This window comes from Rhizobium skierniewicense (assembly GCF_014196515.1).
GTDB lineage: Bacteria > Pseudomonadota > Alphaproteobacteria > Rhizobiales > Rhizobiaceae > Agrobacterium > Agrobacterium skierniewicense.
The window spans coordinates 1-25,178 of sequence record NZ_JACIDV010000022.1 but is presented as its reverse complement, the minus strand read 5'-3'; the positions used below and the strand labels follow the sequence as shown (position 1 = coordinate 25,178).

Genomic DNA, 25,178 nt, shown 5'->3' with positions numbered 1-25,178 from the left:
TCCTGGTTTTGACCGAGCGTACGACCTGTGAGGCGCTTTGCACTTCCTCACACGAGGGCGATCCGGTGGTGTTACTGATTGAGGACTTTCTCATCGAGTGCTTCGCCAAGCGCCGTCGACATATCCCAGAACGCTGGTACCGACAGGCGCGGATAGACGCTCTGCGGCAAGACGTGGTCCTGCGCTGATTTTGGCATGAGATCGTTGGTGACATCGACGCGCGGCGAACGCGAGGCCTTGTTTTCCAGCTTCCAGAGCTGGAAGTCCTTGCTCATCGCCATATCGATCAGAAGCAGGGCCGATGCGACATGCTTGGCATTGGCGGGCACGAACATGGCGTCACCAGAGCCGACCTGACCCTTTTCCAGAATCGTGACCCGGAAACTGTCGGGCAATTGCTTGGTACCAAGGAAGCTCATGACCTGATCCTCCCAGACGGTACCCATGTAGAGCTGCTGGTTGTTGATCAGATTGAGCGTATCGGCGTTGCCATTGGTCAGTTCCGCCACAGCCAACAGGCGGCGGTAGTAGTCCCAAACGGGATCGAGGCAATGGGACTCCATGGCCCAGTCTTCGGCCTGCTGCGGCGTCTGATCATAGTCCGTCAGTTGCTTGCGGCAGTCGCCCGTCAGATAATTGAGCGCCACCGAATATATGAAGCCGCTGCCCGAACCGCCCTTGGCCGGAAGCGTGACACCCAGACGCTTGGGGTTCTTCTCCGCCCACGCCAACAAGTCCTCGAAGCTTTTCGGAACGTCTTGAGCGCTCACGAAGGCGGAATCATATCCGATTGCCGTTTGGTTGAGATGCACCAAGGGGAAACTGCCACCGTGTGGTCTGCCGAATACGGTCTCGGCGAACTCAGGATTATAAGTGTCCATATTGGGCAAAATCTTCGTCAACGGAATATTGCCGACGACGCCCTTGGAGGACAAAAGAGGGTAGCTGCCACCACCGGCAAAATAGGCGTCAACAGGCGCGTCCTGCCCCGCTGTCTGCACGGCGATCAGCTGCTGGTTGGCCTGATCGCCCTTTACATCGCTGTATGTGACCTTGATGCCGTATTTTGCTTCGAAACGCGTGATCAATTCCTTCCAGGTGTCTCCGAAACTGCCTGCGAAATTATACATCGTCACCCCACCCTCAGCTTTGGCAGCGGGAACGACGATGTCGTAGAAATTTTCGCGCGTGACCTTCGACAGATCAAAATCGAGGTTCTTCATATTGCTGTCAGCAGCAAGACACGGCGCCGCGATCGTCGCCAACGACACCGTTGCGATCGTGAGGAATCTGAGGCTCATTGATGGCGGCTCCTAAGGGCGGGTTTAACAACTGACTTTCTATTAATACACTTTGAGTGTAATATTTGTGACAATCCGACAAAAAACACTTTTGCAGGCCAATGGCCGTGTTGCCGCGACCTGCTACAGTCGTTATCCAAAGACATGACCATCGATCACACGCCGCGACAGATATTCGACCGCCAGCCGCTTGCCAGCGCGAATGATCGCCTCATTCTGGATATCGTCCGCCGCCACGGATCCATCGCAAGAGCTCAGATTACAGGCCACACGAACCTTACGCAGCAATCCGTGCATCGCCTGATCGAGGGTTTGTTGGAGCGTGGGCTTCTGCGCGCCGGCGCGGCGCTGAAAGGCGCGCGCGGCCAGCCAAGCCCCACCATCGAACTGGTGCCGGAGGCATCCTATTCTCTCGGTATTTCCATCAACACCGATTCCGTGATGATCTGCATTGCCGATTTCCAGTGCAGCATCGTTGTCGAAGAAAAACTCAAAATGCTTCCAAGCGATCGGGAAAACACCCTTGTCGCACTGTCTCTTGCTCTCGAACGCCTGCTCGAGCGGTATGGTATCGCGCGTGAAAAGCTGCTCGGTCTTGGTTTTTCCATGTCGGGATTTTTCGTCTCGGAAGACCGCGCTTTCAATGCGCCCGAGCCTTTGAGAGACTGGTCGTTGATGGATCTGAGACCGATCCTCGAAGAACGATTTCGCCTGCCTGTCTGGCTTGAAAACAATGCCACCACGGGAGCGATCGGCGAAAGCCTTTGCGGCGTAGGGTCATGGTGCCAGACCTTTGCCTATCTGTCCTTCAACTACGGTTTCGGCGGCGGGTTGATCCTTGGCGGCCAACCCTTTCATGGCTTTCACGGCAATGCTGGCGAGCTCAGCGGAATATACAATGCCGCTGAAGGCCCAAAGCGCCCCGCTTTGCAATATCTGATCGCCACACTGCAAAAAAATGGCGTCGATATTCACTCGATTGAAACATTGTACCACCGGTTCGACCCGGCATGGCCGGGTGTTGAAGAATGGCTAGACGATACCATGCCACAAGTGGATCGTTTGGTGGCTGGCCTCATTGCCATCCTTGATCCGCAGGCGATCGTTTTCGGTGGTCAACTTCCGCCAGCGCTTGGCAGGATGATGATCGACCGTGCGCGCCTGCCCTCGCAGCGAGACCATCGATACGGGGTTGGACCGAAGGAGGCAAAACTTGTCTTAAGCGAAACGAAGGGAGATGCCTCGGCCATCGGTTCTGCCTTACTGCCACTCAGATTTCGTTGGTTCGTTTGAGCGCCGCCTGGTGAACTGACGCAGCTGACTATCTCCGAACGCTATCATCCCGTTGACAATGGGTGCTCTGCGACCATCACGTCCAACTTGAGACTGACCGCAGGCCTCGGACGTTCCAAATGATCCAGCCAGGCAGTATTTTCGTGGATGCCGCTGGCCTGATCTTCTCAACTGACTACAATGCTGGCCTCGACCTCATAGAAAACGGCGGAAGATGGAATGCCCAAAAAGGAAATTCGCCTGAATGCCTTCAGCATGAATTGCATTGGCCACATCAACCATGGCCTTTGGACCCACCCCCAGGATCGCTCTTCGGACTACAACACGATCGGCTACTGGACAAATCTTGCGCAAACGCTCGAGCGCGGTCTGTTCGATGCCATTTTTCTCGCGGATATTCTCGGCGTCTACGATGTCTATGGCGGCTCCGTCGATGTGCCGCTGCGGGAATCGGTACAACTGCCCGTCAATGATCCGATGATGCTGGTCTCTGCCATGGCAGCCACGACCAGGCATCTGGGTTTCGGCGTCACGGTGAACGCCAATGCCGAGCCGCCTTATCTCTTCGCCCGCCGCATGTCGACGCTTGACCATCTTACCGGCGGTCGCATGGGTTGGAATATCGTGACCGGATATCTCGACAGCGCAGCGCGTGCCATCGGCCAGAGCGCCATGACAGGCCATGACGACCGTTACGATCAGGCGGATGAGGCGCTGGAATTGCTCTACAGGCTCTGGGAAGGCAGTTGGGCGGACGATGCCGTACGCGCCGACAAGCAAGGTCGCATCTATGCCGATCCCGCTCGCGTCCGGACCATCGACCACCAGGGCACATTCTACCAGTCGCAGGGATATCATTTGAGCGAACCCTCGCCGCAGCGCACGCCGGTGCTGTTTCAGGCGGGCAGTTCCGAAAAAGGGCGCGCATTCGCCGCGCGTCACGCCGAATGCATCTTCATTTCGGCGACAGACCGGAAGGCTGCCCAAAGGGCGTCACGGCTGCTGCGCGCCGAAGCCATCAAAGCAGGGCGGCAGCCAGACGACATCAAGATTTTCGTCGCGATCAACGTCATTCCCGGTCTGACGGAGATGGACGCTCAGGAAAAATATGCCGACTATTGCCGCTACGCCAGCCCGGAAGCTGGACTGGCGCATTTTTCCGCAGGCTCCGGCATCGATCTCGAGAGCCTTGCTCTTGATGATCCGATCATCAAAGACAGCGGAAAAGGCAACGCCATTCAATCCGGCGTTCAGACGGCACGGGAGCGCGGCTGGACGAAGCGTGATCTTCTCACAAGCCTCGCTCTCGGCGGGCGCTACCCGACATTGGTCGGTACGGCGTCCGCGATTGCGGATGAGTTGGAAGCGTGGATCGATGAAGGGGAAATTGACGGATTCAATCTGACGCGGACTGTCGTGCCCGAGTGCTATGAGGAGTTTGTCGATCTCGTCATTCCCGAGCTTCAATCACGCGGTCGCTATAAGACCGTGTATCAGGGGGACACTTTACGCAGCAGCTTGTTTGGCAACGGTGACCGCCTGACGCGCCCGCATGTTGCTGCGAACTGGCGTTTTCCCGGTGATTGAACTTACGATGCCCGAGGGTTCATCCGGGCATGTGTGGGCAGGGTTCAGACCACTTGTTCATGGGACAGGCAGTAGGAGGATGTTCCCTTCTAGGCGCTGAGGGGACGCAGATCAGATGGCGCCGTGGCGTGGCGGTAGGATGCCGTTGAGATAAAAATTGCCGATATGGTGGTATTTCCAGCGGACCGGATCGTGCAGCGAATGGGTCCGGGCATTGCGCCAGAAGCGATCCAGGCCATAGCTTTCCAGCGTCGAGCGTGCGCCGCCGAGTTCGATGAGTTTGGTGGAGGCCAGCTGTGCAACCTCCGTTCCCAGCGCCTTGACCTCTGCCACCGCGATGGAGGCGGCCGCAACGGTTTTCTCATTGGGTGAAGCGGTCGCCTCATCGAGAATGCGCCCCGCTCTTGCCAGCAGCGCGTCGGCCGCATGAACCCGGATCGTGACATCGCCTACGTAATGAATGGTGTGCGGGTCCTCATAACCATGTTCTATGTCCAGTTCAAAGAACGGTCGGGCATGGGCGCGGACGTAAGAAACTGTTTCGGCCAGCGCGCCACGGGCGATGCCCACCTGAACGGCGGCGTGGATGATCTGCGCAAACGGACCCATTGTGGTGGGCCGTTCAAACACACCCTGCTGGTCCACCACCTGAAAGGGTGTGATCCCCACATCGTCAAAGGTCACGGTGCCGCTGCCGGTGGTGCGCTGGCCAAACGACGTCCAGTCGTCGATGAGGTTTAGGCCCGCCGTCGATCGGTCGATGAAAACGATGTTCACGCGCTCGTCCGGCCCTTTGGCAACAGCCACGATGATGTGAGCAAACAGCGAGCCGGTGGAATAAAACTTCTGCCCGTTGAGCAACAGCTTTCCGTTCCGTTCTGCGAAATGCGTTTTGTAATCGACCGGCGTCTTCGTTCCGATCTCGGTGAAAGCATTGCCCAGCCGGTCACCATCCAGAACGCGCTGGAAATAATGCTTCTTCTGCTCTTCGCTGCCCGCAAGCCGCAACGCTTCCACCATATAGAAATGGTTCTGCGGTATCTGCCCGATGCTGCCATCGGCAGCTGATATGGTGGCGGTCACCTCTGCAAGCGTTACCGCCGAGACCTCCGCGCCGCCATATTGCTTCGGCACGGAAATCGCCCAGAGGCCGCTTTGTGAGAAGCGCTCGATCTGCGCCAGCGGCAAACGCCGATCCCGGTCGCGCTCCGCTGCACCCACGGCAAATTCGCGGGCAAGCTCCTTGGCGATGGCGATAGCCTCGTCATCGCTCTTGATGACATGCGCAAGCTTTTGGCGCGGCGGGACATGCGGTGCAGGCATGCCAGTCGTTCGTGCTGCCTGCAGATGTCGCGTTCTGTCCGTTGTCGTCATCTCATCGGACCTCAGTTCCAGGCATGGCGTGGCGGGTGCGCACCATTCAGGTAATAATTGCCGACATGGTAATATTTCCACCGGACAGGATCATGCAGCGTGTGAACGCGGGCATTGCGCCAGTGTCGGTCCAGCCCATGCTCCGCAAGCGTCGAACGTGTTCCCGCCAGTTCGAACAGCTTGTTTGCAGCAAGGATCGCGATTTCCGTGGTCAGAACCTTGGATTCTCCTGTCTTGATCGTCGCTTCCGAGACGGTTTCCAACGTGGAACTGGCCCTGGCACTATCGATACTGCGGCCGGCGATCTCCAGCAGTGCTTCTGCCGCATGGAGTTTGATCTTCAGGTCGCCGATCGCTGCAATCGTGAACAGGTCTTCGCCAGCGGTCTCTTTGCCGCTGTCAATCCACGGGCGGCTGTAGGTGTTGATGAAAGTAATCGTATCCTCGATCGTGCCACGCGCAATGCCGGCATCAATGGCCGATTGAATGATCTGGGAGACGGGACCACCAACCGTTGGGTGATCGAAGGACGTCACCTTCAACGCCCGCGCCTTCGGCACGCGCACATTCTCGATCTTCACCGATCCCGACGCCGTGGTGCGCTGGCCAAAGCTCGACCAGTTGTTGGTGACGGTCAGGCCCGGTGCATCCCGGTCGGCGAAGACGAGATAGCCTTGGCCGGCCTCATCAACGCCGACGATGGGAACGATATGGGCCAACAGGGCTCCCGTGGTATAAAATTTCTCACCGTTGACGATGACGTCGTCGCCATCGTGAACCACCTTGGTTTCGAAATCGGCCACCGTCTTGCTCTTAAGTTCGGAAAAGGCGTTGCCGTAACGAAGGCCCTGAAGCGCCCACCCGAAGAACAGCTTTTTCTGCTCTTCTGTCCCATCCAGATCGACCGTTGCGATGATGGCGAGATGGTTTTGGGTCGTCTGGGCAATGGCCGGGTCGGCCGCCGCTATGGTGGCGATAACCCTGGCAAGCGTGGCGTATGAGACCTCCGGCCCACCATAGGCCCTTGGCACATTCATGCTCCACAGACCGCTTTGCGAATAATCATCCAGTTCGGTCACGGGCAAAAGCCCTTCCCGGTCGCGCAGAGCAGCGCCAATCTTGAATTTTTCGGCAAGACGCTCCGCAATCTCGATGGCCTCGGCGTCTAAGGTGATAATATGGGCTGGAACAGAAGGGCGCGGTCTCGGCGCTACCGGGTCTGCGGAATTAACGCGCGGGTGGATCGTGTAATCGATTTTGGTCTCGGAAATCGTGCCCATGCAGAAGCCTCACAGTCGGGTTAAATCGGCGTGGAGAGCATCGCACAGGTGCAACTTCTTAAAAGTTATTCTATGTCTTTTATAGAATAATATGTGGAAGCTTTTTCTTCCACTGTGTCGATACAAGGTATGGACGCTCTTTCTCTTCATCGCCGCCCGCCCGTATCGTCGCGGGACGAAATTGTGGAGTCTATGATGAGCAAACCCATCCGTTTCAATGCGTTCGATATGAACTGCGTTGGTCACCAATCCCCCGGTCTGTGGGCGCATCCGCGCGATAAATCATGGACATACAAGGATCTGGACTATTGGCAGGACCTTGCACGTACGCTGGAACGCGGCATCTTCGATGGCATCTTCATCGCTGACGTGATCGGCTATTACGATGTCTACAAGGGCTCCAACTACCATGCCATTCATCAAGCAGCGCAGATCCCCGTCAACGATCCCCTGCAACTGGCAGCGCCCATTGCACTTGCGACTGAGCATCTGGGTATCGGTATTACCGCATCCACATCGTTCGAACATCCCTACACCTTTGCGCGCAGGCTCTCTACGGCCGACCACCACACGAAAGGCCGCATTGGTTGGAATATCGTCACGTCCTACCTCGAAAGTGGGGCCAAAAACATTGGGGAAGCGGGCCTGCGCCGTCATGACAACCGGTACGAGGTTGCCGCAGAATATGTCGAGGTTCTCTACAAACTCTTCGAGGGCAGTTGGGAAGAGGGTGCCGTTTTACGTGATCGCGAGAAGCGTATCTTCACCGATCCGTCGAAAGTCCACGAGATCGGCCACAAGGGCAGATATTTCGATGTTCCCGGCTATCACCTGAGTGAGCCATCACCGCAACGCACGCCGGTTCTCTATCAGGCGGGCGCGTCAGGGCCGGGCAAGGACTTTGCAGCGAAACAGGCCGAGTGCATCTTCGTCGCGGCACCAACCAAGTCAGTCCTAAAGGCCCATGTCGCGGACATGCGAAAGCGCGTGGCGGACGCCGGGCGTGAGCCGAGGAAGGTCTATATCTACACGCTCGTCACCATCATCACCGATGAGACTGACGAAAAGGCCCAGAAAAAATTCGAGGAGTATCAGAAGTTCGTATCCTATGATGGCTCGCTGGTCTTCATGTCTGGCTGGAGCGGCATCGACTTTGGACAATATGCACCAACAGATACGGTCAAGAAGATCGAAACCAACGCCATTCATTCCTTTGTCGAGCATGTCGCGGGTGGCGACAAATGCTGGACTATCGATGAACTCGCAAAATTCGGAGGCATCGGCGGACTTGGCCCGGTCTTTGTCGGCTCACCATCGCGCATAGCCGATATTCTTCAGGAATGGGCCGATGATACCGATGTCGATGGCTTCAACCTGGCTTACGCCGTAACACCCGATAGTTTCGAGGATGTCGTTGGATATATTGTCCCCGAACTCCAAAAGCGTGGCGTTTATCCCACCGCTTACAAGCCCGGAACGCTGCGGGAAAAGCTGTTTGGTGATGGTGACTATTTGCCGGCAAACCACCCGGCGCACCGGTACCGGGACATCGAAGCAGTCAAACGCGAAGCAAGCATGCCCAAAGAGGCCGTCGCCTGAGCAGCAAAGCCCGACCCTTAGGTATTTGGTCCCGGCATTTGATGGAGCGGGTTGCGTCAATACCGTTCTGGCTCTGTTGTCCAAATTTCGCGGATGTATTCGTAGGGCGTGAGGCACCTGAGCATTTTCAGCCGGAAGCCGTAATTGTAGGTATCGACGAAGTCGTAGAGATGCGCCGTCAGTTGGGCATGGCTGTCTCAATGATAGCGTTGACGGTTGCCTCCTTGATGGTGCGGTTCGGCTTGCCCATGAGCCGGTCGCCGACTGCGCCCGTTACGACAGGCTCGAGGTGAGGCAAGTTGATGGAACGTACACAGGTTCTCGAACTGATGAGCACGCTGAAGCTCTATGGAATGCGTAGCGCTTATGATGAGGTCATGGGCATCCGTAACAGCACGCGTGGGCGCTTCTACAATGTCGTTGACCTGGTCAACCGCCTGGAAACGGAGACACGCAGTGGCAAGCAGGGCAGAACGGCGGACTATCTCACACGCCTCGACTTCATCATTCTCGATGAGCTCGGCTATCTGCCGTTTGCGCAGGCTGGTGGTCAGCTTCTATTCCACCTGATCAGCAGGCTTTATGAGCGCACCTCAATCATCGTCACGACGAACCTGGTCTTCGGTGAATGGCCATCGGTATTCGGTGATGCCAAAATGATGAGGTCACTCCTCGACCGCCTGACCCACCATTGCGAAATCGTCGAGACTGGAAATGAATCCTGGCGCTTCAAAAACCGTTCTCAAAGCTAAAGCCGAAGATACCCATCACCCGCACTTGGCCTACCCTCTGCAACCCCGGCCAGCGCCGGGCAGGCCAAGCCCTGATCGCCTACAGGGGGTGAAAATTGGACGCCGATACGGGGTCAACATTCCATGCCGATTGACAATCTTGACGTAGGTCTCGTCAATCCTCACTAAGCCACAATGCGGTCGGCGAAACCGGCGCAGCCGCTTTTCGATGACAGGCGAATAGGCGAGGACCCACCTATTGATGGTACTGTGGTCGACCTCGAAGCCGCACTCGCGGAACATCTCCTCGAGATCTCTATAGCTGAGCGGGTAACGCAGATACCAGGTCACCGCCTGCACGATCAGCCACGCCTTGAAATGTCGCCCCTTGAAATCACCCTTCGACTGGCGCTTCAACTTCTCGGCAATGGCATTCAGAATCATGGCTACGCTCCGCTACATGGGGAGCGAAATTTCCACCGTTGTGGTCAACAGCACGTCAACTACAAAAATTTGTGACAGGCCCGTCTGGCGGGAATTGCAGCGGGAGGGCTTCGACATCTCCCGCTGCACTGTCGCTCGGCTTATGAGGGCAATGGGCTTGCAGGGCATCATCCGTGGCAAGCCGATCAGAACGACGATCAGCGACAAGGCCGCCCCATGCCCACTCGACCGCGTGAACCGGCAGTTCTTTGCTCCCGCGCCGAACATGCTGTGGTTATCCGATTTCACCTACGTGGCGACTTGGCAAGGCTTCGTTTACGTGGCCTTTGTCATCGATGCCTTGGACCAGCACTTCATGATCGGCGACCCGTCCATCGCGGTGGGCTCATCCACCATTCGGATAGGGGTGTGCAATACGTCTCCATTCGCTATTCCGAGCGACTGGCGGAGGCGGGTATCGAGCCCTCCATCGGAAGTGTTGGCGACAGCTATGACACTGCTCTCACAGAAACGATCAACGGTCTCGACAAGGCAGCGGTCATCCATCGGCGAGGACCGTGGCGAAACGTCGAAGCCGTGGAGTTCGCTACGCTGGAATGGGTAGACGGGTTCAACAATCGTCGCCTTCTGGAGCCTATCGGCAACATACCGCCAGCCGAAGCCGAAGAACGATATTACACCATGCTGGACGCACCAGCCATGGCCGCATAACTTAAACGAAATGGCCTCCGGCAAACCCGGCGCGGTTCAGTCATTCAACCGAGGTGCTTACGTATGCGGTTGCAGTCGTGCGATACAGATCGTGGCCGAGGTCGATACAAAATGTGGGCTGTTCGACACCCTTGCTCAACAATACTGGTCGTCCATCGCGCGCTCAGATGTCATGATTGATGTGCCGTAAGAGCAGCTCGCAGCTGGTCTTGAAACGAAACGTCTAGGGAACGCGGCAGAATGTGGCCAGGGTGGTAATTACCGTAACTACCGGCCCCGGGTTCCTGATTAATTGGGACCTTCAAAAATCGACGGAATGGAATGAGTCAGTTGATAGGTGAAAACTGGATAGGCCGTTGTGTGCCACGAACACCAGTAAAACCCCTTGCTGTAAGCGGCCTTCCACCCGTCACACCAACAGGGAGCCGAAGCATAAAGGCGCCGCGCTTTCGTCTTTTCTTGGGTTGTCGGCGAGCCTGATCGTCGCCTTGCACTGCGACAGGATCGCCACCGAAAAAATTACCCGTAATAATTTTATATTTTATATTGACTCCTTAGGATTGAATTATAACGAGATTCGAGGCGTTAATACTACTGTGTTTTCTTGCTGGTGTTGGTCCGGCAACACAGAATATACCCCCGGTAGATTGTAATTTTGTCGGAATTTTTCAATAATACCTGTCAACTATAAACTCATAAGGGTTTAATTTCAAATCGCACCTTCAGCTTGTAAAATAAACATGCTTCTGTAGTGTGCACTGCAGCAGAGTAAGTTGGCTTACACATCCACCGCTCTGCACATAGCACAAATCCAGACAACTCTTGCACCGCAGCGTTGGTGACAGCGCGACGCGTTGTTGCGCCTGTCTGTCTGGCCGAATTTTTGCCTACTCGATTTTACGAAGGATCATTCGATGGACAGGCATTTCAAATCGCACCCGCTCTCAGTCGCGCAAACAGGCATGTGGGTAAAGGAGAAGTTATCCCCGCCAGATTTAAGTTTCGTGCTTGCCGAGGCGATAGAAATCGCCGGTCCCATATCGCCGGATATCTTTTGTCAGGCGCTACAGCGTCTGTCTCAAGAGGTGGACGCGACGCGTCTGCGCATCATGGAAATCGATGGCACGCCTCGGCAGATCATAACTCCATATGCGCGCAGGGATTTCGACGTGCTTGATTTCAGCGGTGATCCCGATGGGCTGGAAAAAGCATATGTCTGGATGCGCTCGGAACTGGCAGGCCGCCTCGATCTCGAAGAAGATGATCTCTGGTCCAGCGCCGTGATCAAGATCAGCGAAAATCACTGGATTTGGTACCACAGGGTCCACCATATTCTTTTCGATGGCTTTTCCGGGGGGCTTCTGGCGCGCCGTCAGGCCGAAATATACACGTCGATGGTGCGTGGCGAGGCCGTCGGAGATTATGACTTCGGGTCGCTTCACGAACTGCTGGAAAGCGAAGACAATTATCGCCGCTCCGTCCATTTCGAACGCGACCGAGCCTATTGGCTGGAGCAGATGACGGGTATTTCGCCGCCGGTTACGCTTGCGCGGCGAAGCGAGGTTCCCTCGGGTGGTTTGCTGCGGCTGAGGGCAACGCTTGGCAAAGACGACGTCAAAAGGCTACATCAAAAGGCAAAAGAGCAAGGTGCGAGCCTGCCACAGGCACTGATCGCAACAGTCGCCACCTATTATGCCCGCGCCACCGATTGTTACGACCTGACGATGGTCACGATGGTTACAGGCCGCATCAGTGGCTCCGTACGCCGAATACCTGGTATGGTGGCCAATGCGGTCCCGCTCCGTTTCAAGATCAGCCCGGAGCTCTCATGGCGGGATCTGGTCAAGCAATCTTCCGGTCAGATGATGCGGGCCCTGCGTTACCAGCGATATCGCTACGAAGACATGCGGCGCGATCTCAATTTCAACAGCCAGGATGAGCAGATAGCGCGTCTGGGTGTGAACATTGAACCTTTCGACTATGATCTTCGGTTCGATGGACATGCTGCGACCGCACATAACCTGTCGAACGGCACGATGACTGATTTCACGATTTTCGCCTATGACCGTGGCGACGGAGGTGATCTGCACATCGACTTTGACGCAAATCCGGCTCTCTACACCCTGGAAGAGCTGGAGGAGCACAAAGACCGGTTCCTTCGCCTGATTTCCGATATACTTGATAATCCTGATCGGCCAGTCTGTGACATCTCGTTGCTTCTGGCGAGCGAGCGCCAGCGTATTCTCTATGATTGGAATGACACAAACGCGCCCATCGAAGACGCTACCTGGCTCGATTTGTTCAAACGACAGGTTGAGCGCCAACCGCATGCGGTGGCGCTCATTTTCGAGGAACGGCATCTGACATATGAGGGGCTGGACAAGGCTTCAGACATCTGGGCTGCGGTCCTGAGAAAACGTGGGGTCGGCCGCGGGCACTTGGTGGCGATAGCCACGCCGCGAAACGAACAGATGCTGATTGCCCTTTTGGCGGTTGCCAAGACCGGTGCTGCCTATCTGCCGCTTGATCCTTCCGATCCGAGTGACCGTCTATCGATGATCCTTGAAGACGCGATGCCGAGCATTGTTCTGTCCACATCGACAGCTCGTGCTTCACTTCCTGTTCTCACGGCACCGATCATTTTGCTGGACGAGCAACCCGCAAATGTTTCGGGAGAAGCAATGGTCGAACGTCCTGAACCACAGGACACGGCTTATGTGATTTTTACCTCCGGCTCGACGGGGCGCCCGAAAGGGGTTGAGATCTCCCATGCGTCCTTGCTCAATTTCCTCCGGGCCATGCAAGAGCTGCTCGTCCTGAAACCGGAAGATCGCATCGTCGCGGTCACCACGATTGCGTTTGATATTGCCACCCTTGAACTCTTCTTGCCGCTGACGGCGGGATCGGCAACGGTCATCGCGACCCGTTGCGTGGTCAAGGATCCGACCGCTCTCCATCGTCTCATCAAACGCAACGCTGTCTCGTTGATGCAGGCAACGCCGTCATTGTGGCGTATGCTTTTAAGTGAGTATGCAGCCGAATTGAAAGGTCTGCGTCCTCTGGTGGGCGGTGAAGCCTTGCCTCGTGATCTTGCACACGTGATGGAAAAACTCGGACATCCGGTGGTCAATCTCTATGGCCCTACGGAAACGACGGTTTGGTCTGCCTGCATGCCACTCAGCGGCTCTGATCTGGATAGTGTTCCCATCGGCAGACCGATCCGCAATACCGAGCTTTACGTTCTGGATAAAATGCACCAGCCTGTTCCTCCGGGCAGTGTCGGAGAGCTGTATATCGGCGGCGCTGGCGTCGCCAAGGGCTACCTCAACAAACCCGAACTCACGGCCGAGCGTTTTCTACCGAACCCCTTCAAGACGGGCGCAGAACGCATGTATCGCACCGGCGACCTTGCCAGATGGCGCAATGATGGAGTGCTCGAATATCTCGGGCGAAACGATCACCAAATTAAAATCCGAGGTTTCCGTGTCGAACCTGGCGAAATCGAAGCGGCGATCATGTCGAATGGATCGGTACGCCAGACGGTGGTCGTGTTGCGGGAAAACCCAGGCAAGAGCAAACAGCTGGTGGCATATTTGACCCCGGTAGCAGGGTCGACGATCGACACCCAGCTTCTGTCTAATCGTCTGGCCGGAACGCTTCCACCTCACATGATCCCGGCGATTTATGTCGTCATGGAAGACCTGCCTTTGAATACCAATGGAAAGATCGACCGAAATGCTCTGCCTGCCCCTCAGGCGCGCATATCTCACGACCATGTCGAACCCAGCACCGCCACAGAAATGGTGTTGGCGAAGGTGTGGTGCGACGTACTCGATCTGGAAACCATCAGCATTCACGATGATTTTTTCCAGCTGGGAGGCGATTCCCTCGCTGCGGCGTCCATGATATCGGCTTTGAGCCGCAAGTTCGATGGTGACGTCGCATGGTCGAGCTTTGTGGATACGCCGACCATCGCCAGTTTTGCAAAACATCTGGACGGTCCGCGTCAACAGACGGCGTCTGTGGTTCCTGTTTTGCCCATTCGGGCAACGGGACATCATGCACCCTTGTTCTGCATCCATCCTGTCATGGGTCTGGGCTGGGCGTTCACCTCTTTGGCCAAGCATATTCATCATGACGTCCCCATTTTCGCTTTCCAGGCAGAGGGACTTAACAACGAAAAGATGCCGGCTTCGATCGAGGAAATGGCCAAGCTTTATCTTGGCCGGATCCGCGCCATTCAGCCGGAGGGGCCATATAATATCATCGGCTGGTCTTTTGGCGGGCTTGTGGCGCACGAAATTTCCAGGCAGTTGGAAAGAAGTGGCGACGACGTCACGTTCCTTGCCCTGCTGGATTCCTATCCATTCATGCCGCCGTCAGGTGCGACGTTCAATAATGAGAGTGTCTTAGCGAAGTCGGCCCTGGGCTTCCTTGGTTTCGATGAGAACATAATGGGAGCCGAACCAACATTTCTGGCTCTTGGCGACTTCCTGGCCCAGCAATACAGGCTGCGCGAAAATCCGGTATTCAAGGAAATTCTGCGAGAGAACCCGGCATTTATAGAGCGGTTGCGCGAAGTTATTCTGCACCATCTGGATATCGCACAGCGCTTCGTTCCGGGCAGGATCAACGCCGATATACGGTTCTTCAGCGCAAATCCGATAACATCGAAAACGCTTCATAAAATTCTAAATTACAATGTCGAGGCTTGGCGGCCACATACGACTGGCAGAGTTCGTCAATACGACCTCAATTGTTTGCATGAAGAGATGCTGGAACCTCGCAATGCAGAAAAAATAGCGGCCATATTTATGGAGAATTCACTGAAAAAAATCTCTCACCGCATGCAACACCAAAGCGTGACCCCCAGTAACAACATGGCACAACTTTTGGTTTAAGGATCAGCTGAGTTTGGAAACGAAAAACGGGCTTGTCGCAAACCTCTCAGACGGTTGAGACACCCTGCACGCGGTGTGGATTTTTCACGCTTTGTAACCTTTTGAAGTCCGAAGAGGCGCACGAGCAGGTTATTCTGGTCGTTGACGGTCCACGCGCCGGAAAATCCGAAGCCTTTGCGCAGCCACGACATCGCTTCGAACCCGGCGATCGTCCGGCGCGCCGTTTTGAATGACTGGAAGCCGCCGATTTTGGGCATGTTCTTCTTCACTCGGAAGTCGTCGCTCTCGATGCCTTGTTGGAGATGCTTGGTTACATAATGGACCGGGTTCGGATGCAAGAGCCTATCATCGACGACCGTCTTGATCGTTGACGGAAACGTGTTGGCGCCATCGGTCCCGATCTTCCGGGGCGATAGCAGCGGCTCATCTTTGAGCATCTTGCGGAAGAAGCGTTTGGCAGCGTCAAGATCGCGCTTGGTCGTGAGCAAGAAGTCGATCGGGTTTCCTTGCTTGTCGATGGCGTGGTACAGGTATCGCCACTTGCCCCGGATCTTGACGTAGGTCTCGTCAATCCTCACTGAGCCACAATGCGGTCGGCGAAACGGGCGCAGCCGCTTTTCGATGACAGGCGCATAGGCGAGGACCCACCTATTGATGGTACTGTGGTCGACCTCGAAGCCCCGCTCGCGGAACATATCCTCGAGATCTCTATAGCTGAGCGGGTAACGCCAGATAGGTAAGCGGCAAGCAGAAACCGTTTAGCGCGCGTAATTCCAAGGCATGAGTGCGTCGAGATGGCTGCTTGGCCACCCGTTGGCTATACGCTCAAGGGTCCGGGTTAGCCAAGCCTGCGGATCGACATTGTTCATTTTCGCTGTCTGAAAGAGCGTGGCGATTGTTGCCCGGGTCCTTCCACCGCCATCGCTGCCGGCGAAGAGGCTATTCTTTCTGGTAATTGTCTGGGGCCGGATTGCACACTCGACTATGTTGTAGTCGAGCTCGATGCGGCCGTCGGTGAGAAAGCGCTCGAAGATGGAGCGACGCGAGTTGGCATAGCGGATTGCCTCGGCCAGCTTCGACTTGCCGGATATCCGCGGTAGAGTCTTCTGCCAGAGGGCGAGCTCCGTGACAACCGCAGCAGATGTCGCTTGGCGCGCGGCGACACGGGCGTCAGGGCTTTGCCCGCGGGCTGGTTCCTCCACCTGCCAGAGCTTCGCCATCAGTTCCACCGTCTCGGTGGCGATCTTGGAGCTGTCTGAGGCGTGGAGCTCATAGAACCTGCGCCTGCTATGGGACCAGCAGTAGCCAGCATCACGCCGTCATTGTCTCCGTCGGATCTGGCAAGCTTGTTATAGGCACCATGTCCGTCAACCTGCAGAATGCCGCGATAGCCACTCAGATGCCGGGCGACCCGATCACCAGCACGGCTATCTTCGAAGCGATAGGCAACCATCGGCGGACTACTACCACCAATGGGTCTGTCATCCCGGGCACAAGCCCAAAGCCAAGCCGTCTTGGCAGATCCGGATCCGGGCGCGAGTGTGGGCAACGTTGTCTCGTCAGCAAAGATACGCTCAGCCTTCTTGATTTCGGCGAGGATGTAGTCGGCCAGAATATCAAGTTCAAAGCCGCGCTTGCCCATCCATTGAGCCATCAGCTTCCGGTCAAGCTCGACCTTGTCGCGGGCATAGATTGTCTCCTGCCGATAGAGCGGAAGGCCATCGGTAGATTTCGAGACCGCGATCTGGGCAAGAAGCGCTTCCCTCGGAATGCCGCCCTCGATGATGTGGGTGGGTGCGGCTGCCTGAATGACGCCGTCTTCATCTTTGAAGGCATACTTCGGTCGGCGGGTGACGATGACGCGGAACTTCGTCGGCGCGACGTCCAGTCGCTCCGAGACGTCTTCCCCAATCAGTACCTTCTGTTTGCCGATATGGTCGGGCAGTTCATCCGGCTCGATTACCACTTCGACCCGCTCCAGATGAGGAGCAAAGCCCTTGCGAGGTCGCGGCGGACGCTTTTCAGCATGGGCGGCACCCTTGTTCACCTTGGCTCCGATCGCCGCGATGCCGGTCTCGATTTCCTCGAAGACAAAGGCCTGCTGCTCCTCATCGATGCCTGGAGAGCCGAGTTTTTCTGATCGCCGGCCAAAGCGGGCACGATCGAAGGCTTTCAGGTCTGCGACCTCGCTCTCAAGAGCGTCGGTACGCCCTGCCTTCTCGGCCATGGCAAGGACCATGGCGTTCAGGGTCTCTATATCATCCGGGAGCTGCAGATCGGGCGGCGTCATAACGTCTCCTAGATCCGCTCCGAATGGACAACCTAATGAAAGCTCACAACTAGAGCATATTTTGCTCCGGTTTTTCTGCCCTTTCAGGCAGTTGATTCACTTTGCCGCAGGCATTTACCCAATAATCTCCGGCGGCTTCACCGCCACCGAGCGCACCCGTTTCCAGTCCATGTCGTCAACGAGCGCCATGAACTGGGTATGGTTGAGCTGGATTCGGTTGTAGCCTATCCGCGGCGCAGAAAAACTGCGCCTTCTCCAGCCGCTTGGCGTGAAGGCAAACCCCGGATCCATACCACCAGACGATCTTGATCCGGTCGGCCCGGAAGACATAAAGCGAGCCGTTGAATGGATCACTGCCAGCATCACGCACCAGCGACAGCAGGCCGTCCGGCCCTTTGCGGAAGTCGATGGGATGGCTGGCCAAGAAGACTTTTACACCTGCGGGGATCATGCTGAAAGAACCGCTCGGATGACACGCTACAGATGCACTTCTTCTAAATGCCGGCCGACCCGCACGACGATACCGTCAATATTGACTTCGACGACGGGGTCGGGTGCGACGCTCTGCGGATCAACTGCCGCTGCTAGTCCAGACTCATCACTGCCCAACAATTCTCTACGCCAACGGTAGAGTTGAGACGGCAAGATCCCGATCTGCCGCGCCACTGCCGACATGTTCACACCGGGCTGACATGCCTGCTCAACCGCCGTGGCCTTGAATTCGTCCGACCAGAACCGCCGCAACTGTCGCGGCGACCCGTCAATGCGATCGGGCATCGCCTCGATCATTCGCATCAACCCAAGGCTAGACGCAGGTCTAGACATAGATTCTCATATTCAGAGAACTCTCATATGCCCGAAATACCCTACCAAGCATCAGCCGCGCCAGATGGGGTCTCCTTGCCGCTTACGCAGATACCAGGTCACCGCCTGCACGATCAGCCACGCCTCGAAATGTCGCCCCTTGAAATCATCCTTCGACTGGCGCTTCAATTTCTCGGCAATGGCATTCAGAATCATGGCTACGCTCCGCTACATCGGGAGCGAAATTTCCACCGTTGTGGTCAACAGCACGTTAACTACAAAAATTTGCGACAGGCCCCTTAGTAGCAGCTCCATGGCCCACAACGCCGATAGTAGTGATTGTGGTCGTTCAAGCTTGCTCCAAGGACAGCACCGCCGACCAGACCAATAGCAGCTCCGGCGACAGCCGTATTTTCCGCTTGCTGAGCCTGCTGACGATTGCTTTGGTATGTTGCACCCACACAACGATCATAACGCTTCGTGCCTGCTTTAAGGCCTTGTGCTTTGCATGTCATCTGCGCGCTGGTAGCGGATTCCTGCACTGTCTGGCATCCAGACAATCCAACGATCATAACAAGGGAACACACCCCGACTGTCACTGTTCTTAACATTTATTCCCTCTCAAAAATGTGTTTGTTTCTTTCCTTTCGGCAAAATCAGAACCGAAGAAAGAATAAACTTCCTTCGCACAAGGGTTGAGCATCGCCCAGTAGCACAAATGTGCTAATCAGCAGGTGAGGTTAACAAAATTACCACTTTTCCGGGATGTAATTGGTTCACCCCGTCTGACACGCCGTTGGAAAGAACGACACGAGGATAGATGCAAGCAGTACATCCTTTCTCCGACACGATAAGATGGCGTGCGGATAACCTTCGCATCGCAAAAACCCATTCAGTTATTAGACGACAAGCTTTTGGCCAATGTCCATGTGTCTGTCTTACTGCGTCGTGCTTCAGACATACCTACATCTATTTAATTGATTATATTCAACACTATAACTTGCGCCATAAGTTTCGCTTCATGAACAGGAGACAGCGGGATTGTATCCTACAGCCACAGTACTTTGAGTCGTCAAAAACATCCTCTTTTAGCTGGCTATAATTCTAATTTTTCATCCGTGGGTTTTTTGTTGCAGATGCGAACACATAGCACAAACGTGCTAGTGTCATCGAAACCACTCACTGCTATAGGTCTCGCCTGAAGATCGGAGAGGCGGATTTTGTGAACGCAGAAAAAATCGTCGTCGTCGATGATCACCCAGTCTTTCGGGACGGCATGACGTCATTGATCCGACGGAAACTCCCTGAAGTTGTCGTTGTGAGCAACGAGACGCTGGAGGAGGCTCTCAACTTCGCGAGAGACCATAAAGAGCCCCCTTCGATGTTTCTGCTGGATCTCTTTTTTTCAAAGCACAGTATCCTGGACACGCTACCCGCGCTGAGAGTGGAGTTCGCTCGTTCCTTGATCGTGGTCGTGACAATGGCGGACGATCCAGCGACGATCAACGCAGCGATGGCCTGTGGCATTAACGGTTTCATTAACAAGGCCGTCTCCCCTCAGGCTATGCTTGAGGGGCTCGAAGCAGTGCGAGCTGGTGATCTCGTCGTATTGCTCCCGAACGACATGCCAGTTCATTCATCGAACAGGACTACATTAAGCGAAAGACAGTTTATCGTCTTGCAATTGATCGCTCAGGGCAAGACGAATAAGGAAATTGCTCTGGAACTTGGTATTTCCCCTTTCACAGTCCGAATACACGTGTCGGCTCTGTTCAGAGCCCTTGGTGTGACCTCACGTGCCGCGGCAGTCACGCAAGGCGTCGCAGAAGGACTTCTAAAGACGCGGCCTCTGTAGGCATCTTTTGGTCAGACACCAAGACGGGGCTTACAAACCTGACTGCGGCCTCTGAACTCCAAGAAGGCAGCCATGATGATTGAGCGAAGTTCTGCAGGGCGCACGGGCTTTGACAGAATTGGAATGCTATCATCTGACAATTCTTCTCGCACGCGAGTGGCATCATGGCCGCTCATGACCACCGCTGGCAGGGACCAACCTACCAGTGTTCTTACCGCGACAATGCAGTCGCTGCCCGTTCTACCCTCACCAAGGTCGAAGTCCGTCATCACCAAATGCCAGGAACCAGGCTGGACCGGAATGTTGATTTCTTCCTGTACCTCACAGCCCCACTTCCGCAACAGGCTTGCTGTTGCTCGCAAGACTGCTTCATCATCTTCGACAAGAAGAACGTGCAGCCCAGTAACAATACCGATGTTGCGTGGGGGCCGTGTGAATGGCGCTTGTGCTGAAAGCTGCGTTGAAGACACTTTCAAACCTGCCAGAGTGACGCAGGTGCCACGTTCTGGAACCGAACGAAGCCGCACCTGCATGTTCATAAGATGCGCCAAGCGTCTCACGATCGGCAAACCAAGACCTACACCGTCCACATCCCGATCCCCACGTGCCCGAACCTGGTAGAACTCCTCGAAAACTCTTTGTTGATGTTCCTCCAAAATGCCTGGACCCTGGTCATAGACCTGCACAGCCAAGGCACCGTTTTCGCGCCGACAACCTATCGTGATGGACCGGCCCGGCGCATATTTGATCGCATTGTTTACGATGTTCTGCAGCATCGTCGTCAACAATGCACGATCAGTAATAACAACGGTGTTGCAGCTTATGACACCGAGTTTGCAGTCGTTGACGTGCGCTGCTTCATTGTTTTGCTGCAGCACATCATCCAGAATCTCTGCAATCGCGATCGCCTCATATCTCGGAACGACCTTGCCGCTGTCGAGAGTAGAGACGTCAAGCAACGACTTGAACAAGCGCGATACGCTCTGCAAAGAACGATCTATATTGTCAACCATTTGCAACTCGCTTGCCTGCAAGTTGGCATCGCGAAGACACGCCGTGAAAAGACTTATGGCATGAACCGGCTGGCGAAGATCATGGCTTGCCTGGGCGAGAAAACGCGACTTTGAAATGTTCGCTTCCTGCGCCGCTTGATAGGCGCGGTGTACCCGATCCAGCAAGACGTATATATAGGCTGGTACCAAGACCGCAGTCGCCGTCAGCGTCACGACGATATATGGATTCTGTCGCATATAGTCATTGAAAATCGTAGCGACAGTTATCGACAGAAGAGCCACGACTGTTGATGCGACAAGGTATCGAGGACCGAAACGCAACCCGTTGCCGACGGCGACCCAAAGTAAAAGCGCGAATATCGGCAGCATTGTATCGCCGCCTATGGACATTGCGTAAGTCAGTGCAGGCATATCACAAAAAATGGCGATCGTGCGCCGCCAACGACGATTGCTTGGACGGGTTTTCATCCACCACAAGACCAGACATGAAAACGGCAGATAGAATAAAAAGAGAACCGTTATCCCCGTCGGTGGAGCAATCCGCAATCCGCTGTAAGTTGTTGGTGCAATATAAAAAGCTGCCAAGGCAGAAATTATAACCCTGACAACAGCCTGTTTAACCTCTTCGCTATCGTCTTCGCGGGTTCGCAACAGACCGATTGCTTGACCTGTACCACTGACAAAATGCTGAAAATACGCTTTTCGTGCCATATTGCCCTCTGCAACTTCCGCCCGATTTCCTGTGACATAATCCCGTAAAGCTTTTCTGTCAGCGACCTATTTCCGCGACGATTCAAAATTGACGCATTTCATCAGGCGTCTTTTGGGTATGGTGCTGCCCATATCAAAAAGCGCCATGAGTGCCCCCTTTTATCCCAACCGCATCCATGTCCCCAAAACGAATTCTGTCCTCCCGGTCTTTGATGGTGCATTATTCAGCCAGCAATGGAAGGATGCACTATGGGACAAATTCTTGACGGGAGCGCGCGCACGATAGGGGCGGTCCGTTGGCGAGACGGCATAGTCAAGAGAGCCTGAGGGCGCTGGCAAGGCGCTTAGGCATAAACCAGAAGACCGTCGCAAAGTGGAAAAAGCGCACGACGGTCAAGGATTTTCCGACCGGTCCCAAGGATGCGCATTCAACGGTGCTCACCATCGAGGAGGAGGCGATTTTGTCGCCTTCCGGCGGCACACGCTGCTCTCGCTCGACGACTGCCTCTATGCACTACAGGCAACCATGCCGCACCTAACGCGATGCTCGCAGTGTCAGGGCATCAGCCGACTGCCGAGATCACCGGCGACAAAGAAACTAAACGCAAGTTCAAGACCTATCCGATTGGCTGTATCGATATCGCTGAGGTCAGGACCGGTGAGGGCAAGCTACAGCTCTGCGTCGCGATCGACCGCACATCGACGTTCGCGTTCGCCAGAATGGTAGATAAGGCGAACACTGTGACTGCAGCTGCTTTTCTGGACGAGTTGGTCGAGGCCGTGCCTGACATCTTTTATACGGTGTTGGCCGACAATGGCATCTCGTTCGCCGACTTGCCGAAAAACTGCGATGGACTGACCGCTCGCTGGCGCGCTCACGGTGACCAACCATTGAGCGTTCCGGTCGGAACAATCGCGCGTCGAAGCGGTTGCCGGGACTTTGACCGTAGCTTACTGAGCTGGCCAGAAAATCGTCTACCGGCTCGCCACCTGTTCGGGCTTGGTCTCGATGTTCAGCAGCGTGTCGATACGGCGTCTTTCATCGGAAAAGCGCGCAAGAGCCTCGCCCGAAAGCGATTTGCCCCCCGGCAGGCGCACCTTCATGGCATCGACTTTGGTGCCATTGACAATCAGCTCGTAATGCAGATGGGCTCCAGTCGAAAGGCCTGTCGATCCGACATAGCCGATCACCTGACCCTGCGTCACGCGCGCGCCTTCGGTCACGCCCTTGGCAATCGCATTCTGGTGATTGTAAGATGAGACATAACCATTCGCGTGCCGGATCAGCGTCTGGTTGCCATAACCCGATGCCCAACCTGCCTTCTCGACGACGCCGTTGCCGGTGGCAATAATGGGCGTTCCGCGCGGTGCCGCCCAGTCGGTGCCGGTGTGCATGCGGCTGAAGCGAAGCACCGGGTGTCGACGCATGCCGAAGCCCGATGTCATGCGCCCGTTTGGCACGGGGTTGCGGATCAGGAACTGGCGGATGCTTTTGCCCTGGCCGTCAAAATAATCGACGCTGCCGTCATCCGGATTCTGGAAACGATAGAAGCGTGTCTCGTTGTCGCCGAACTTGGCGTTGACATAGAGAAGTTCCGACTGATCGGTGGCTTTTCCATCCGGCCCCTGAACCGAGAAGAACGCCTCGAGAGAATCCGTCGGTTTCAACTGCGCCTGGAAATCGACGCTGCTGGCCAGAAGCTTGACGAGTTGTGCTACCATCGACTGGTTCATGCCGTAGGTGAGGGCGGCGCGGTAAACGCCATCGTAGACGCGCGGCAGATCGCGGTTGGCTGTCAGAGGTACATTGCTGCTGTCGAAGGCGGTTGCGACTGCATCCAGATGCGGCGGCTCGCTTGCGCGCACAAACTGTCTGGTATCGTCCGTTGCGACCGTTATCACGTGGCGCGCCTTACGGTAGAGGCTGGCACGGACGATGTCGCTCTTCTCGTCATTTTGCAAAATGCCGATCCGCAACACATCGCCAGCCTGAACATCGGCCGATCCGTTTTGCGCGCTTAAAGCTGCCGCGGTTTGCTTGGCCTGTTCCTTGGAGTAACCTGCGCCAAACAGAGCTTCCTCCATCGTCTCGGCTTGGCGAACCGGGATCACGTCGTCGGCATATTCCTGAAGCTTGACGGTCGGCGCCTGCGGCGTGGACACAGACATGTTCTGCTCCACCACACGTGCAGCGAGCCCGGCAGTCATATCCACGTCTTCTGTCGCCTCGAAGCGCCTTGGATCAATATAGTAAAGCGCGGACAGCTGTTCGTTTCCATCGGTCAACATCGAACCGTTGGACCTGACAGCCTCTTCCACCTCATCGAAGCTCATCGAGCCGGCAAAAGCCAGAGGGCTCCGCTTGGTCGGAAACGCAACCGTCTTCAAGCTGACTTCGGACTCGACCTCGGACCCATAGATGGTCCCTGTCCGACTGGCTGCTGGCGAGGCTTCGTCATTCGTCGCAAAAATATTGAGTGGATCGAAAGGAGGATAGTCTTCCTGATTGGTGTAATTGGCCGCCAAAGCGATCTTCACATGGGAAAAGGGTACTTTGCGCACCACTTCCTTGTCGCCATCATGAATAACCGTCGACACTTCCATCACCGAGCGGTCGGATGGACGCGCAGCTATGTTCTGGCCGAGAAGCCGTGTTCCGCGCCGAACTGTCTCGGATGCATCCTGCTCCATATCAGCCCGCGCAAAGGCTTCAGCGGGAATGGCAAGCTGCTGGCGCCCGTCCAGCGCTGCAAAAAGAGCGACACCCATCAGAATAGAAGAGGTAATACCCGTGAGAAACGTCCCGCTCAACCAGCGCAGGGAGATTTCACGCCGGTCAGGTGCGCGTCGGCCCTCCGCCAAAATAGGCGGTTCGGTTCCAAGCGAGCGGACCATGTCTCGATCCGTCATCATGCTTGTCGCGACCAGTTGTTCATTTGATCTCCAGAAACCCTGAGCCGAAGATGTGCAACTTTCATAGGCGGGAGTCAAACTGGTGTTTTCCTGCCACCTGTTTTACCCCGGCACTTATATGTCAGTGCGTCGGTGTTTCCGGGGATATGTCTCAGAGGTGTCGAAAACGTGGCGTCTGAGCGGAGAAGAGTGAATACCCTTGTTTTCCGGTGGTGTTACATAAAAGGAATTCGCTCAAAACAGCGGACGGGAACAAAATCCCCAAAATCCCTCAGCTAAATCAACATCTTATACATTTTCTTTATTTTTATGAATTGGGTGTGTTGACTTGTTTGATTGGTGTCCTCTATAAGTCCGCTCACTGACGAGGG

The 25,178-nt window shown here is 55.6% G+C and carries 12 protein-coding genes and 8 pseudogenes; 8 read left to right on the top strand and 12 right to left on the bottom strand.

From position 1 onward, the window contains the following. Positions 1–71: 71 nt before the first annotated feature. Positions 72–1,301 carry an ABC transporter substrate-binding protein gene (locus GGQ73_RS22195; protein ID WP_183897897.1) on the bottom strand — a complete coding sequence of 410 codons (1,230 nt, stop codon included), beginning with the start codon at positions 1,299–1,301 and terminating at the stop codon, positions 72–74. Positions 1,302–1,445: 144 nt separating this feature from the next. On the opposite strand from GGQ73_RS22195, the gene GGQ73_RS22190 reads away from it, so the two are divergent. Both GGQ73_RS22190 and GGQ73_RS22185 read left to right on the top strand, forming a co-directional pair. Continuing rightward, positions 1,446–2,594, top strand: coding sequence for an ROK family transcriptional regulator (locus tag GGQ73_RS22190; protein ID WP_183897896.1), 1,149 nt, complete (start codon positions 1,446–1,448; stop codon positions 2,592–2,594). Positions 2,595–2,813: 219 nt separating this feature from the next. Beyond that, positions 2,814–4,181 carry an LLM class flavin-dependent oxidoreductase gene (locus GGQ73_RS22185; protein ID WP_183897895.1) on the top strand — a complete coding sequence of 456 codons (1,368 nt, stop codon included), beginning with the start codon at positions 2,814–2,816 and terminating at the stop codon, positions 4,179–4,181. 111 nt (positions 4,182–4,292) lie between these two features. On the opposite strand, the gene GGQ73_RS22180 is transcribed toward GGQ73_RS22185, so the two are convergent. Continuing rightward, on the bottom strand, positions 4,293–5,555 hold the full coding sequence (locus tag GGQ73_RS22180; protein WP_183897894.1) for an SfnB family sulfur acquisition oxidoreductase: 1,263 nt from the start codon (positions 5,553–5,555) through the stop codon (positions 4,293–4,295). An 11-nt stretch (positions 5,556–5,566) separates the two neighbouring features. Then, entirely contained in the window at positions 5,567–6,835 is a 1,269-nt protein-coding gene (locus GGQ73_RS22175) for an SfnB family sulfur acquisition oxidoreductase (RefSeq protein WP_183897893.1), read from the bottom strand. A 195-nt stretch (positions 6,836–7,030) separates the two neighbouring features. Here GGQ73_RS22175 and GGQ73_RS22170 point away from each other — a divergent pair, with 195 nt between their 5' ends. Beyond that, the gene (locus GGQ73_RS22170) at positions 7,031–8,434 is read left to right on the top strand and encodes an LLM class flavin-dependent oxidoreductase (protein WP_183897892.1); all 1,404 of its coding nucleotides are present in this window, start codon (positions 7,031–7,033) and stop codon (positions 8,432–8,434) included. A gap of 56 nt (positions 8,435–8,490) precedes the next feature. Here GGQ73_RS22170 and GGQ73_RS23090 read toward each other — a convergent pair. Continuing rightward, positions 8,491–8,672: pseudogene (locus GGQ73_RS23090) on the bottom strand (IS481 family transposase); the annotation flags it as partial. Positions 8,673–8,817: 145 nt separating this feature from the next. On the opposite strand from GGQ73_RS23090, the pseudogene GGQ73_RS22165 reads away from it, so the two are divergent. Continuing rightward, positions 8,818–9,186 (top strand): annotated as a pseudogene (locus tag GGQ73_RS22165) (ATP-binding protein); the annotation flags it as partial. Between the two features lie 135 nt (positions 9,187–9,321). Here the strand turns inward: GGQ73_RS22165 and GGQ73_RS22160 are convergent. Next, positions 9,322–9,609 (bottom strand): annotated as a pseudogene (locus GGQ73_RS22160) (IS6 family transposase); the annotation flags it as partial. Between the two features lie 76 nt (positions 9,610–9,685). Here GGQ73_RS22160 and GGQ73_RS22155 point away from each other — a divergent pair. Beyond that, positions 9,686–10,320: pseudogene (locus tag GGQ73_RS22155) on the top strand (IS3 family transposase); the annotation flags it as partial. Positions 10,321–11,234: 914 nt separating this feature from the next. Further along, on the top strand, positions 11,235–15,221 hold the full coding sequence (locus GGQ73_RS22150; RefSeq protein ID WP_183897890.1) for a non-ribosomal peptide synthetase: 3,987 nt from the start codon (positions 11,235–11,237) through the stop codon (positions 15,219–15,221). Between the two features lie 89 nt (positions 15,222–15,310). On the opposite strand, the pseudogene GGQ73_RS22145 reads toward GGQ73_RS22150, so the two are convergent. The 5 genes and pseudogenes from GGQ73_RS22145 to GGQ73_RS22125 form a co-directional block, all read right to left on the bottom strand. Continuing rightward, positions 15,311–15,949, bottom strand: a pseudogene (locus GGQ73_RS22145) (IS6 family transposase); the annotation flags it as partial. Positions 15,950–15,979: 30 nt separating this feature from the next. Beyond that, a pseudogene (tnpC, locus tag GGQ73_RS22140) lies at positions 15,980–17,511 on the bottom strand (IS66 family transposase). A gap of 175 nt (positions 17,512–17,686) precedes the next feature. After that, a complete protein-coding gene (gene tnpB, locus GGQ73_RS22135) occupies positions 17,687–17,962 on the bottom strand; it encodes an IS66 family insertion sequence element accessory protein TnpB (protein WP_183897889.1) in 276 nt (91 codons plus the stop codon). Positions 17,963–17,988: 26 nt separating this feature from the next. Continuing rightward, positions 17,989–18,300, bottom strand: a complete 312-nt coding sequence (locus tag GGQ73_RS22130; protein ID WP_234911061.1) for a transposase — start codon at positions 18,298–18,300, stop codon at positions 17,989–17,991. 120 nt (positions 18,301–18,420) lie between these two features. Beyond that, positions 18,421–18,531: pseudogene (locus tag GGQ73_RS22125) on the bottom strand (IS6 family transposase); the annotation flags it as partial. A 1,006-nt stretch (positions 18,532–19,537) separates the two neighbouring features. On the opposite strand from GGQ73_RS22125, the gene GGQ73_RS22120 reads away from it, so the two are divergent. After that, a complete protein-coding gene (locus GGQ73_RS22120) occupies positions 19,538–20,170 on the top strand; it encodes a LuxR C-terminal-related transcriptional regulator (protein WP_183897888.1) in 633 nt (210 codons plus the stop codon). A gap of 11 nt (positions 20,171–20,181) precedes the next feature. Here GGQ73_RS22120 and GGQ73_RS22115 read toward each other — a convergent pair whose 3' ends face one another. Then, positions 20,182–21,894 (bottom strand): ATP-binding response regulator, encoded by a 1,713-nt coding sequence (locus GGQ73_RS22115; protein WP_183897887.1) that lies wholly within the window; start codon positions 21,892–21,894, stop codon positions 20,182–20,184. Positions 21,895–22,143: 249 nt separating this feature from the next. Between GGQ73_RS22115 and GGQ73_RS23080 the strand changes: the two are divergent. Next, positions 22,144–22,728 (top strand): annotated as a pseudogene (locus GGQ73_RS23080) (transposase family protein); the annotation flags it as partial. Between the two features lie 141 nt (positions 22,729–22,869). On the opposite strand, the gene GGQ73_RS22110 reads toward GGQ73_RS23080, so the two are convergent. Beyond that, positions 22,870–24,807 carry a M23 family metallopeptidase gene (locus tag GGQ73_RS22110; protein ID WP_183897886.1) on the bottom strand — a complete coding sequence of 646 codons (1,938 nt, stop codon included), beginning with the start codon at positions 24,805–24,807 and terminating at the stop codon, positions 22,870–22,872. Positions 24,808–25,178: the final 371 nt, after the last annotated feature.

What these genes read in the sequence shown, in the direction of transcription:
- GGQ73_RS22195 (WP_183897897.1), bottom strand. Translation starts at nt 1,301, where the DNA reads ATGAGCCTCAGATTCCTCACGATCGCAACGGTGTCGTTGGCGACGATC.
- GGQ73_RS22190 (WP_183897896.1), top strand. Translation starts at nt 1,446, where the DNA reads ATGACCATCGATCACACGCCGCGACAGATATTCGACCGCCAGCCGCTT.
- tnpB (WP_183897889.1), bottom strand. Translation starts at nt 17,962, where the DNA reads ATGATCCCCGCAGGTGTAAAAGTCTTCTTGGCCAGCCATCCCATCGAC.
- GGQ73_RS22170 (WP_183897892.1), top strand. Translation starts at nt 7,031, where the DNA reads ATGAGCAAACCCATCCGTTTCAATGCGTTCGATATGAACTGCGTTGGT.
- GGQ73_RS22180 (WP_183897894.1), bottom strand. Translation starts at nt 5,555, where the DNA reads ATGACGACAACGGACAGAACGCGACATCTGCAGGCAGCACGAACGACT.
- GGQ73_RS22130 (WP_234911061.1), bottom strand. Translation starts at nt 18,300, where the DNA reads ATGATCGAGGCGATGCCCGATCGCATTGACGGGTCGCCGCGACAGTTG.
- GGQ73_RS22185 (WP_183897895.1), top strand. Translation starts at nt 2,814, where the DNA reads ATGCCCAAAAAGGAAATTCGCCTGAATGCCTTCAGCATGAATTGCATT.
- GGQ73_RS22150 (WP_183897890.1), top strand. Translation starts at nt 11,235, where the DNA reads ATGGACAGGCATTTCAAATCGCACCCGCTCTCAGTCGCGCAAACAGGC.
- GGQ73_RS22110 (WP_183897886.1), bottom strand. Translation starts at nt 24,807, where the DNA reads ATGATGACGGATCGAGACATGGTCCGCTCGCTTGGAACCGAACCGCCT.
- GGQ73_RS22115 (WP_183897887.1), bottom strand. Translation starts at nt 21,894, where the DNA reads ATGGCACGAAAAGCGTATTTTCAGCATTTTGTCAGTGGTACAGGTCAA.
- GGQ73_RS22175 (WP_183897893.1), bottom strand. Translation starts at nt 6,835, where the DNA reads ATGGGCACGATTTCCGAGACCAAAATCGATTACACGATCCACCCGCGC.